This window comes from Paraburkholderia silviterrae (assembly GCF_004353915.1).
Taxonomy (GTDB): Bacteria; Pseudomonadota; Gammaproteobacteria; order Burkholderiales; family Burkholderiaceae; genus Paraburkholderia; species Paraburkholderia silviterrae.
Map to the genome: position 1 here is coordinate 205,143 of NZ_SMRP01000004.1, position 11,846 is coordinate 216,988.

Genomic DNA, 11,846 nt, shown 5'->3' on the forward strand with positions numbered 1-11,846 from the left:
GCGCCTCGCGCCTTACCCCCAACCCGCGCAAATCAAAAGGAATGAAGACATGCTGCGTGTGATCACCGCGAACCTCAATGGCATCCGCTCCGCGGCGAAGAAGGGCTTCTTCGAATGGTTCGGCGAGCAAAACGCCGACGTGCTCTGCGTGCAGGAAATCAAGTGCTCGCAGGACGACATGACGCCCGAATTCATGGCGCCGCACGATTTCAAGGGCTATTTCCAGCACGCCGTGAAGAAGGGCTATAGCGGCGCGGGCGTCTACACGCGCCACGAGCCCGACGACGTGATCATCGGCTTCGGCAGCGAGGAGTTCGACGCGGAAGGCCGCTACGTCGAGACGCGCTTCGGCAAGCTCTCGGTGATTTCGGTGTATGTGCCCTCGGGTTCGAGCGGCGAGGAGCGCCAGGAAGCGAAGTATCGCTTCATGGACGCGTTCCTGCCGCATCTGGAGGAACTCAAGCGCGATCGCGAAGTGATCCTCTGCGGCGACGTCAACATCGTCCACAAGGAAATCGACATCAAGAACTGGAAGGGCAACCAGAAGAACTCCGGCTGCCTGCCTGAAGAGCGCGCCTGGCTCACGAAGCTCTTCGACGATGTGGGCTACGTGGACGTGTTCCGCAAGCTCGACCCGCGCCCCGAGCAGTACACGTGGTGGAGCAACCGCGGCCAGGCCTATGCGAAGAACGTGGGGTGGCGTATCGACTACGAGATCGCGACGCCCGGCATCGCGGCCACGGCGAAGGACACGTCCATCTTCAAGGACATCAAGTTCAGCGACCACGCGCCGCTGACCATCGACTACGACTACAAGATCAAGAAGCGCTGAGCGCGCACCCACGCGCCTTAGGGCGCCAACACCACCTTGCGCTTTTGAATGGCCGGAATGCCCTGATAGTCGGGCAAGCTGGCCAGCGGCTTGCCGATCGCCTTGGCGTAGAGCGGCATCATGTCGGCGAGGCGCTTGGCGATGTCCGCGCGCCGCGCCGCCGTGTACGGGTGCACGTAGATGAAGCCCTGGTCGCGGTCGGCGCGTGTGGCCACCGCGAGCTTGTCCCAGAGCGTGAGCGCCGCGCGCGGATCGAAGCCCGCGCGTGCGGCGATGTCGCTGCCGATCACGTCGGCTTCGGTTTCGTCGTCGCGGCCATAGTGCATCTCCACGAGACGCGAGCCAATGCCGAGCGGGAACACGCCGAGATCGGCGAGCCCGAAGAGCTGCGGCACCACGCCCGCCTCGATCTGCGCGGCCTGCTGCTCGCCCAGCCGCTCGCGCACATGCTCGCGCACCGCATGCGCGATCTCATGGCCAAGCAGCATGCCGAGCTCGTTGTCGTTGAGCTTGACGCGATCAAGCAGGCCGCCGTACACCACGATCTTGCCGCCCGGCAGACAGTACATGCGGATGTCCGGCGAGCGGATCACCGCCACTTCCCACTTCCAGAGCTTCACGCGGTCGCTCCACTTCAGCGCGTAGGGCGCGAGCCGGTCGACGAACTCGCGCACGCGCTGCACGTGCGGATCGGACTCGGGGTAGAGCAGTTTCGAGTGCGCCGCGCCGCGCACGATCTCGTTGTATTCGGCGGCGGCCTGCGCCTCGAGCATCGGCGAGGGAATCAGGTTGCGAAACGCGGCGATGTTGCCGAAACGCACGACGCGGCCCGTGCTCGGGCCGCTGGCGCTGGCCGCGTAGTTGCCCGCCGCGCTCGGCGCGTTTGCACCCGACGATGCGGCGGCCGCGCCGGGCGTTTCCGCTGGACTCGCGAGCAGCGGCGCGACAGCCGGGTTGGCCGATGTGCTGCCGGGTGCGGTGGTGGGTGCGTTGGCGGGTGCGCTCGTGGGCCCATTGGCAGGTGCGTTGCCAGCTGCACTGGATGGCGCGTTAGCGGCCCCATTCTCGGCGGCGCTGGCGAGTCCGGCATGGAGGGTTCCCCAAACGGGCAGCGCCGTGGCGAGTGCCAGCGCGAGCGTGCGGCGAGCCGCGCGCATGCGTAGCGCCGATGAACCCGTGCCGCGCGCGTTGCCGCTCGCCTCTGCCCGTGCGTCGCCTCGTCCCTGATCCGCTGTTCGGCGCGCGTCGCTGCGTCCCGGACGGCCGGGCGTCGGGCGGTGGACGGGCACGGCATGCTGGCGGGACTTCACGACCGGATTCTCCACGGGGCGATACGAATGAGCAGGAGCATACCCGGTAGGGCGAGCGCCGTGCAGACGATGAAGTAGTCGAACCAGCCGATCTTCGCGACCAGGTAACCGCTTGCTGCGGACGCAAGCGTGCGCGGCACGGAGGCCAGGCTCGTGAACAGCGCGAATTGCGTGGCGGTGTAGCGCGGATCGGTCGTGCTGGCGATATAAGCGGTGAAGGCGGCGAGCGTGAGGCCGGTCGCGAACGTCTCCAGGCCGTAGACGAGCGTGAGCGCGGCGGCGCGCGGGTCCAGCGCGAGCTGCGCGTTCAGGCCGACCAGGCTGGCAACGTGCGCGACGCCGTGGCTCACCGACATCATGGCGTCATAGATGAGCGCGAGCGAGGGCGAGGCGGGGCCGAGCTGCGCGAGCCAGGCGAAGCCGAGCGTCGAGACCATCTGCAGGAAGCCGAAGATCCACAAACCGCGCCCGATGCCGATCTTCACGAGCGCCACGCCGCCGATGATGCCGCCCGCGAGACTCGCGCATAGCGAAGTCATCTTGGCGATCACGCCGATCTCCGTGCGCGAGTAGCCGATATCGAGGAAGAACGACGTCGAAAGCGTCGTGGCCATCGTGTCGCCGAGCTTGTAGAGGAAGATGAAAGCGAGCACGAAGAGCGCGGCGGCCAAACCATCGCGCTTCACGAATTCGGCGAACGGCTGCACGATCGCCTGGCCCAGATTTTTCGGCGGTGCGCCATGCACTTCGGGCTCGCTCACCACGAGCGACAGGATGATGCCGGGGATCATGAATGCCGCGGTCACGACGAACACGGTGCTCCACGGCAGATGGTCCGAGAGAATCAGCGCGAGCGAGCCGGGCACGAGCCCCGCGATCTTGTACGCGTTCACGTGCACCGCGTTGCCGAGGCCCTGCTCGGTGTCCTTGAGCAACTCGCGCCGGTAGGCGTCGATGCAAATGTCCTGGCTCGCGCCGAAGAACGCCACGAGCGCAGTGAGCGCGGCCACGGTCCAGATCGATTCTTTGGGCGAGACGAAGCCGAGCGTGGCGATCGCGCCCGCCACCAGAATCTGCGTGACGAGCATCCAGCCGCGCCTGCGCCCCGGGCGCCAGCGGGCCAGGTGCGGCACGTAGCGGTCCATGAGCGGCGCCCAGACGAACTTCCACGCGTAGGGAATCTGGATCAGCGCGAAGAGGCCGATTTCCTTGAGATTGATACCTTCGGAGCGCAGCCACGCCTGCACGAGAGAGACGAGCGTGAAGAGCGGCAGCCCCGAAGTGAAGCCGAGAAACACGCAGATCAGCATGTGCGTGTTCAGATACGCGCGCCAGCCGGGGTGTTCTTCGTGTGCGTCCAGGTTGTGAGATGTCTGGGACGTCTGGGGTGTCTGGGAGGAGGCCTCTTGGGGCGGATTCTGCATGTCGTCCGGAGTGTCGGCGGAGGGCGGCGGCGCGGTGACCCGCGTGGTTTCCAGGTCTGTAATCTGTGAAAGATGCGCGACGCCGCTGCCGGCGTCAGCGCTTCTTCACGCGATAGACCGCAAGACTACCACGCCAGTTCACGCCCCATCGAACCGTCTGGCCCCCGTGCAGCACGGCGCGGTCGAGAATCTCGATGCCGACCTCGGGCGCGAGCGCCTCGAAGTCCTTCACCGTGAGCACACGCACGTTCGGCGTGTTGTGCCACTGGTAAGGCAGCGATTTCGAAACCGGCATGCGTCCGCGTAGCACCGAAAGGCGGTGCGGCCAGTAGCCGAAGTTCGGAAACGAAACGATGCATTCCTTGCCCACGCGCGCCGTCTCGCGCAGGATCGCGGCGGTCTGGTGAATGGTCTGCAGCGTCTGCGAGAGGATCGCGAAGTCGAAGCTCGCGTCTTCAAAGAGGCGCAGGCCGTCCTCCAGATTCTGCTGGATCACGTTGATGCCGTTGCCCACCGAGGCCAGCACGCCCGCGTCGTTGAGTTCGATGCCGTAGCCCGTGCATTCGAGCTCTTCGGAGAGCAGCGAGAGCAATGCGCCATCGCCGCAGCCGAGGTCGAGCACGGTGGCACGCGGCTCGACCCAGCGCGCGATGGTGCGAAAGTCGGGACGGGCGGAAAGACTGTCGAAAGCGCTCTGGTTCATGCCCCCACCTCGTTGGCAATGCGTTCGTAATAGGCGCGCATGACGCCGTGATAGCGCGCGTCGTCGAGCAGGAAGGCGTCGTGGCCGTGCGGCGCGTCGATCTCGGCGTAGGTGACCTGACGCTTGTGGTCGAGCAGCGCCTTCACGAGCTCGCGCGAGCGCGCGGGCGCGAAACGCCAGTCGGTGCTGAAGCTCGCCACGAGGTACTTCGCCTGGGTGTGCGCGAGCGCGCGCGTGAGATCGCCGTCGAAGTCCTTTGCCGGATCGAAGTAGTCGAGCGCGCGCGTGATGAGCAGATACGTATTGGCGTCGAAGTAATCGGCGAACTTGTCGCCCTGATAGCGCAGATACGACTCCACCTCGAACTCCACGTCGAAGTTGAAGTTGTACTCGTTCACGGCGCCCTCGGCGCGGCGCAGCGCGCGGCCGAATTTCGCGGCCATGTCGTCGTCCGAGAGATAGGTGATGTGGCCGATCATGCGCGCCACGCGCAGCCCGCGCCTGGGCTTCACGTTGTGCGCGTAGTAGTCGCCGCCGTGGAAGTCGGGGTCCGATAGGATCGACGAGCGTGCCACTTCGTTGAATGCGATGTTCTGCGCCGAGAGCTTGGGCGTGGAGGCCACCACGATGCAGTGCGCGAGACGCTCGGGATAGCGCAGGCTCCATGCGAGCGCCTGCATGCCGCCGAGACTGCCGCCCATCACGGCGGCAAACTTCTCGATGCCGAAGCGGTCGGCCACGCGCGCCTGGGCGTCCACCCAGTCTTCCACCGTCACCACTGGAAAGCGCGCCCCCCATGGCTTGCCCGTGGCGGGGTCGATGCTCATCGGGCCGGTCGAGCCGAAGCACGAGCCCAGATTGTTCACGCCGATCACGAAGAAGCGGTTGGTGTCGAGCGGCTTGCCCGGGCCGACCATGTTGTCCCACCAGCCGACGTCTTTCGGGTTGTCCGCGTAGACGCCCGCGACGTGATGCGACGCGTTGAGCGCATGACAGACGAGCACCGCATTGCTGCGCGCGGCGTTGAGCGAGCCGTAGGTCTCGACCACGAGGTCGTACCCGGCGAGCGCCGTGCCGTTCTGCAATTGCAGAGGCTCGTCGAAATGCAGTGTTTGAGGAGCGACGATGCCGATTGATTCCATTCGTTCCGCCTGGTTTTTTGGGCGGCTAAACGGTGTCGGCGGGCGCGGAGTGCGAAAGGATTGGCGCAGCTGACGACCTCTTTAGCCGCATTTATATCGAACTTCGGGCGCCGTCAGCGACAGGCCAGGAGTTCACGCGCCCGCAATCGAGTCAGCAAATCGGCGCGTGGGTGATGCACAAGGAACGCAAAGTATAACGGAAAACGCCGCGTGCAATGACGCGGACGAACCGGCGCCGCAGCGCCGGCCCGCCCGCTTGCCTGTCGCGCGACTCAGGCGCCGAGCGGGTGCGCGCTGTGCCAGCGCCGCAACTGGAATGCCGCGACGATCATCAAGATGCCGTACAGCACCGCGTAGGTGGCGATCACCCAGATGAGCGAGAGCGCGCCCGCGCCCGGAAACATGATGATGAAAAAGCCCACCGCGGCCGAGAGCAGCCCAGAGAGACCGACTGCCCACGGATGCGCGATCGCGTGCCGGTACTGGATCGCATAGACGATCTCGAAGACACCCACGGCGAGCGCCCAGAAGCCGATGATCATCACGAGGACGATGGCCGTCTCGCCGGGCCAGAAGAACGCCACGAGCCCCGCGATCACGCCGATCAGGCCGACGACGATATAGGACCAGCGCCGCGTTCCGCCGCCGCGCGCACCGTAGAGCAGTGCGAAGGCGCCGTCGACGATCGCGTAGGCGCCCCAGACGATGGCGAGCGTGAGCACGGTGAGGCCGGGCCAGGCGTAGGCGAGCACGCCGAACACGATGGCGGCGACGCCGCGCGCGAGCAGCCACCCCCAATGGGCGGAGAGGCCGGCGAGATTGGGCAGGGCAGTGGGAGGAATGGGACGGCTCATGCGGTTTTTCTCCGTTTGAGCGCACCGGGCGCTTTAACGCCTGGTGCGTGCCCCATGCGAGGCGCTCGGGAGCGCGGCGACGAAACGCGGCGCACTCCATGCCTTGCGTGGGGCGAGACGCGCGAACCTGGTGCCTTTGGCGTGGTTGCGCTATTGAAGAATCACGCGAATCTGCTCGTCGGCATGCTCGCTGGGCGAGCGCTTGAACCCGCTTTGCGCGTAGCGGTGCCAGCAACCGATCACATAGCGCACGAGCAAACTGGCGCGGACAGCGGGATCGTAACCGCTTTTTGACAAGCGACCGTCGGCCGTGCCGCCCTCGGTTTGCGCTTGCTCAGCATTGCTGACGCGCAAGCACTGACGCAAGGTGGCCTCGATGCGGTCGAGCATCTGGTTCACGCGCTCGGCGAGGCGCTCGTGTTCGCCCACGAGCGCCTCGCAGGTCAGCACGCGCGTCATGCCGGCGTTCTTCGCCGAAAACTGAAGCAACATCAAGGCGATCGCGCGGGCCTGCAACGCGCCGCTCGGCTCCTTCGCGACGATCTGGTTGATGAGCTGGAAGAGCGTCTGCTCGATGAAGTCGATGAGGCCTTCGTACATCTGCGCCTTGCTCGCGAAATGGCGATAGAGCGCGGCCTCGGAGACGCCCAGGCGCGCGGCCAGCGCGGCGGTGGTGATCTTTTCTCCGCGCGGCGTTTCGAGCATCGAAGCGAGCGTCTGGAGGATGTGCACACGGCGCTCGCCCGGCTTCGGACGGCTGCCGCGGCGCGGTGCGGCGTCTGGAGAATCGGCTGATGCGGTTGCTACGACTGGGTCACGCGTTTCGGTCGGCTGCATGAATGTCGCCCCCTGAGTCCGGCTGGCGGGCTGCAATCCCGCCCGGCCGCTTGAGTCTTGCCGTTTATTGTCGCTCCGGAGGTGCTGCGGCTCCGGATTCGCTGTTGCTTTGCGGTTTTCTCGTTGCTTTTGTGCTGCTTTTGCGTTGCCGCGGTCCGGTGTTTGGCAGGTTTGCCGCGTTTGCGCTCGTGGTCCGGCGAGCGTTGCGCCTGGGCTGCCTGTGCGTCTGTGCTCTTGTGCGCCTGCGCTCCTGCGCGTTTGTGCTCTTGTGCGCCGCGGCGGTCCGCACGCGGCATGCCCGCTACCTGCGTTTGCGCCCGCAGATGCTCAAGCGCGTGATCGACTGCGCAATGCGCCGCTGTGCAGGCCGCGCCCCAGCGATTTTAGCGAACGAACGCAATGATCGACATAGTGAGGGCGACCGTTGCGCGCCATGCGCGTGGGCAGATGCCCCGTGATCCAGACCGTGCGGATGCCGAGGCGCCGGTAGCGCTTCAGATGCCCGCGCGTGTCCTCGACGAGGATCGCGTCGGCGAATGCGACGCCCACATCGCGCAGCGTCTTGCGCAGCATCGCGGAATCGGGTTTGGCGCGCCAGCGTTCGCGCGTGCGCATATGCTCGATGGCCACGACGCACTCGAACTGCCGCTCGATGCCGAGCGCCGCGAGCACCGCGTGCGCGTAGTCCGTGGGCCCGTTGGTCAGCACGATCTTGCGGCCAGGTAGCGCCGCGAGCGTGCGCGCGAGGCCGCGCTCGGCGTGCAGCATCGCGTGCAGGTCGTCGAAGGTGTGCACGACCTTCAGGAAATCGTGCGGATCGATCCGATGATGGCGCGTGAGGCCCAGCAGCGCTGCGCCGTAGCGGTGCGTGTAGCTCGCGCGCAGATGGTTCGCGACGTCGAGGCTCACGCCGAGCGCGTCCACGATGTACTGCGTCATGCCGCGGTTGATGGCCGGGAAGATCGCGCGCGAGGCGCCGTGCAGCGTGTTGTCGAGATCGAAGAGCCAGACGGGGCCGCGTAAGGTGGGGGCACCGTAGCCCGGGGCGCGATCGCTGGGGGCGCCGTAGCTCCGGGCGCGATCGCCGGGGGCGCCGTAGCCCAGACCGTGATCGCCGGGAGCGCCGTAGCTCGGGCCGCGTAAGCTCGGGCCGCGATCGGCGGGGGCGCCATACTCCGGGCCGCGCGCGGGCAGCGGCGCCGGTGCGGCTTGCGAGGAGCGCCGGGCGTGTTGCGGCCGGCGGCGAAGCGGGCGTGAGACGTTCATCATGCGAAAAGCAGGCGAAGCGCGAGCCTGTACGCCGCAGGCGAGGCCCGGGTGGCCGCGCGGGCCACCGGCGGGCAGCACCCGGTCTGGATTTTAGTGCGAGCGGATCATCGTGCCGAACGGCTGCTCGGTCAGGATTTCGAGCAGCACCGAGTGCTCGATGCGGCCGTCGATGATGTGTACGGAGCGCACGCCGCTCTTGGCCGCGTCGAGCGCCGACGAGATCTTCGGCAGCATGCCGCCCGAGATCGTGCCGTCCTCGAACAGGGCGTCGATCTCGCGTGCGGAAAGGTCGGTGAGCAGGTTGCCCGCCTTGTCCATCACGCCGGGGATGTTGGTCATCATCACGAGCTTCTCGGCGTTGAGCACGACCGCGAGCTTGCCCGCGACGAGATCCGCGTTGATGTTGTACGACAGGCCGTCCTCGCCAAAGCCGATGGGCGAGATCACCGGAATGAACGCGTCGTCCTGGAGCGCCTTCACGACCGCCGGGTTGATCGCCTCGACTTCGCCCACCTGGCCGATGTCGATGTACTGACCCGGGTTGTCGCGGTCCGGCATCATCAGCTTGCGCGCGTGGATCAGGCCGCCGTCCTTGCCGGTCAGGCCGACCGCATGGCCGCCGAAGTGATTGATGAGCGTGACGATGTCCTGCTGCACCTCGCCGCCGAGCACCCACTCGACGACTTCCATGGTTTCTTCGTCCGTGACGCGCATGCCCTGGATGAAGGTGCCTTGCTTGCCGATCTTCTTGAGCGCCGTGTCGATCTGCGGGCCGCCGCCGTGCACGATGACCGGATTGATGCCCACGAGCTTGAGCAGGATGACGTCGCGCGCGAAGCCCTGCTTGAGCCGCTCTTCGGTCATGGCGTTGCCGCCGTACTTGATGACGACAGTCTTGCCGTGGTACTGGCGGATGTAGGGCAGCGCTTCGGCCAGGATTTCGGCTTTCAGGGTGGGCGCGATCTGCGAGAGGTCGATGGGCTCGGACATGGCGGCGGGACTGGACAGGAAAACGGGGCGAAAAACGGCTGAAAAAGGCGCGCTCGCGAAAGCGCGGCTGAAACAGGCCGAATTGTACAGGACTGGCGCGGTGCAGCAGGGTTTTCGACAGGGTGGGCGGGCGACGGCGCAACTGGGCGTTGCCCGTGCGCGCCGCTGCGCACAACGGGCATGAATTCCAGGCGATCATGCACTATTTCCGCCCAAATCCGTCCGATGGGTGAGCGGCCGGGTGAACGCAGGGTGAACGATGGCTGAACTGCGGGCGCAAGCGCCGTCCTGTGGCATCATTTTCCCATCGCTGAATCCGGCCTCGCCAGGAGCGCGCCGCCATGACCGCCCCCGCAAGCCCCGCCCACGCCGTCAAGCGCGCACGCTGCCCGCGTTGCGGCAGTGCCTTCGACTGTGGCAGGCACACCGAGCCGTTCGACTGCTGGTGCAAGACGCTGCCCGCCGTGCCGGCGAGCCAGCTCGATCCGCGCGGACGCTGCCTGTGCCCCGAGTGCCTGGCCGCCGCCGTTGCCGCGGGCGCTGCGCCGCGCAACACCGGCGAAAGCCGCTGAGCGTCCGAATGCCTCCGGGCCGCGCGGGGCGCCGCAGCTGAGCTGTCCCGCGGATTGCACACCGTATCGACCGCCCGCGTTCGCGCTCCGCAAGGCGAGCGCGATTGCGTTGTTGCTACGGCATGGCTTATTGCGCCGGCCGCGGCTCCTGCTGCGCCCGCGACGCCCGATGTTCGACGGCGAGCTTTCGCAGGTCGGCGCTCACATCATCGAGCACCGGTTCCCACTCCCGGAAGCGCTTCTGCCGATACAGCGTCGTGTGCGGATACCAGGGGCTGTCGCGCCGCTCCAGCTCCCAGACCCAATGCGGATTCACGTCCAGCAGCACCCACGTGCGCTGGCCGAGCGCACTCGCCAGATGCGCGCTCGACGTGCAGACCGAGATCACAAGATCGAGCGCGTCGACGAACGCGGCGGTGTCGTCGAAGGTGTGCCACTCGGAGCTGAAGTCCGCGATCTCGAAGCCCGTCGCGCGCGCGGCCTCGATGTCGGCCTGCGCACCCGGTTGCAGCGAATAGAACGCCGCGTCGGCGATGCCCGCGAAGTGCGCCGCGAAGCGCTCGAGCCCGACGCGCCGGAACGGATTGCGCTTGTGTGTGAGGCTGCCCGTCCAGGCAAGCCCGACCTTCAGGCGCCGCTCTCCCGCGAGCCGTTCGCGCCAGCGTGCCGCCGCCGCGGGCTCCGGCGCGAGATAGCGCGCCGGGCCGGGAATCGTGTCCTCGCGCGTGCCAAAAATCAGCGGCAGGCTCAGCAGCGACACTTCGCAGTCGTAAGGCGGCAATGCCTCGACGCCACCGCCGGCGCAGTACAAATCGCAATGACTGCCGAGGCTGCGCGAGAGCAGCGCGCCCATTTGCGGGAACGAATTCCAGACGAGCTTGCCGCCTTCGCGATGCACGCGCTCGGCGAGCATGGGAATGTAGCGGCAGAACTGCAGCAGGTCGCCCTTGCCTTGCTCGCCCCACACGAGCAACGTGCGGCCAGCCAGCGGCTCACCTCGCCATTCGGGTTTGGGGAAGGCCGGGCGGCCCGCGGCCAGCTCGCTCGCCCCCTGCCAGCGCGCCTCGTGTCCGGGCCAGCCTTCGGCGAAGTTGCCGCGCATGAGCTGGATCATCGACAGGTTCAAGCGTGTCGATGCGTCGTTCGGCGCATACTGGCATGCGCTGCGTGCGGCCCGCTCGGCTTCGTCCCATTGCTGGGCTTCCCTGCACGCCATCGCGTAGTTGTTCGCGGCCAGCGCGCTATGCGCAGCAAGTGCGAGCGCGCGGCGACTCGCCTCGAGCGGGCGCGTCACGTCGGTGTCGGTGGGCAGCACCCGGCCGAGGTTGATCCAGGCGTTGGCGTTGTTGGGCTCCATTGCGACAGTCTCGTCGAGCAGCGCGAGGACTTCACTGCTATCGGATTTGATCTGTATCAATGCGCCGGCAAGATTGTTACGCAGATTTGGAAACGTCCGCTCGATTGCGAGCGCGCGGCGGTAAGGTTCAATGGCGTCGGCGTGGCGATTGGCGAATTGGAGTGCGAGACCCGCGGCGAACCATGCAGCGGCACGCTGCGGTTCGAGTCTCGCGATCGCGGCGCTCAGGCGTATGGCCTCGGTGGCCAGTGCAGGATCTTGAGCGCGTGCCGCAATGAGCATGAGCGCATCGTCGTGGAGGCCTCGCAGCGAGGCGCGTGCCTTGGCGAGCAGCGCGTGGGCCGTGGCGTCGCTTGTGCCAGTTATGCCGGTTGCGTCACTCGTTGCGGCGTCGACGAAATCGAGAAATAGCTCACGCGTACGCGCAAGCATGTCGGGAAGCGGAGTCTGCATCTTGTCTTCTACCTTGCCGGAAAACGCCGTTTCGAATGTAGCCAGCGGATGACTTAGATTGAAGCAAACCTTTTCAAGATAATGAATCAGACGAGTCCGAACA

The 11,846-nt window shown here is 66.6% G+C and carries 11 protein-coding genes; 2 read left to right on the top strand and 9 right to left on the bottom strand.

What is annotated here, in order from left to right:
- Positions 1-49 precede the first annotated feature (49 nt).
- Positions 50-832, top strand: coding sequence for an exodeoxyribonuclease III (locus EYW47_RS11310; RefSeq protein ID WP_133194934.1), 783 nt, complete (start codon positions 50-52; stop codon positions 830-832).
- A 17-nt stretch (positions 833-849) separates the two neighbouring features.
- Here the strand turns inward: EYW47_RS11310 and EYW47_RS11315 are convergent, their stop codons facing one another.
- The 8 genes from EYW47_RS11315 to argB form a co-directional block, all read right to left on the bottom strand.
- Positions 850-2,142: a M48 family metallopeptidase gene (locus EYW47_RS11315; RefSeq protein WP_240763643.1), complete on the bottom strand. Its 1,293-nt coding sequence runs from the start codon at positions 2,140-2,142 to the stop codon at positions 850-852.
- Positions 2,139-3,566 carry an AmpG family muropeptide MFS transporter gene (locus EYW47_RS11320; RefSeq protein ID WP_133194935.1) on the bottom strand — a complete coding sequence of 476 codons (1,428 nt, stop codon included), beginning with the start codon at positions 3,564-3,566 and terminating at the stop codon, positions 2,139-2,141. The genes EYW47_RS11315 and EYW47_RS11320 overlap by 4 nt, the downstream gene beginning before the upstream one ends.
- 94 nt (positions 3,567-3,660) lie before the next feature.
- Positions 3,661-4,269: a methionine biosynthesis protein MetW gene (gene metW, locus EYW47_RS11325; RefSeq protein WP_133194936.1), complete on the bottom strand. Its 609-nt coding sequence runs from the start codon at positions 4,267-4,269 to the stop codon at positions 3,661-3,663.
- Positions 4,266-5,411, bottom strand: a complete 1,146-nt coding sequence (gene metX / locus EYW47_RS11330) for a homoserine O-succinyltransferase MetX (RefSeq protein ID WP_133194937.1) — start codon at positions 5,409-5,411, stop codon at positions 4,266-4,268. The genes metW and metX overlap by 4 nt, the downstream gene beginning before the upstream one ends.
- Before the next feature lie 272 nt (positions 5,412-5,683).
- On the bottom strand, positions 5,684-6,265 hold the full coding sequence (locus EYW47_RS11335; RefSeq protein ID WP_133194938.1) for an HdeD family acid-resistance protein: 582 nt from the start codon (positions 6,263-6,265) through the stop codon (positions 5,684-5,686).
- A gap of 150 nt (positions 6,266-6,415) precedes the next feature.
- Entirely contained in the window at positions 6,416-7,102 is a 687-nt protein-coding gene (gene slmA, locus EYW47_RS11340) for a nucleoid occlusion factor SlmA (RefSeq protein WP_133194939.1), read from the bottom strand.
- 327 nt (positions 7,103-7,429) lie between these two features.
- A complete protein-coding gene (locus EYW47_RS11345) occupies positions 7,430-8,206 on the bottom strand; it encodes a pyrimidine 5'-nucleotidase (RefSeq protein ID WP_165976542.1) in 777 nt (258 codons plus the stop codon).
- A 255-nt stretch (positions 8,207-8,461) separates the two neighbouring features.
- Entirely contained in the window at positions 8,462-9,361 is a 900-nt protein-coding gene (gene argB / locus EYW47_RS11350) for an acetylglutamate kinase (protein WP_028203194.1), read from the bottom strand.
- A 341-nt stretch (positions 9,362-9,702) separates the two neighbouring features.
- Between argB and EYW47_RS11355 the strand changes: the two genes are divergently transcribed.
- On the top strand, positions 9,703-9,933 hold the full coding sequence (locus EYW47_RS11355; protein ID WP_133194940.1) for a cysteine-rich CWC family protein: 231 nt from the start codon (positions 9,703-9,705) through the stop codon (positions 9,931-9,933).
- Positions 9,934-10,060: 127 nt separating this feature from the next.
- Here EYW47_RS11355 and EYW47_RS11360 read toward each other — a convergent pair whose 3' ends face one another.
- Entirely contained in the window at positions 10,061-11,743 is a 1,683-nt protein-coding gene (locus tag EYW47_RS11360; RefSeq protein ID WP_240763644.1) for a hypothetical protein, read from the bottom strand.
- Between the last annotated feature and the right edge of the window lie 103 nt (positions 11,744-11,846).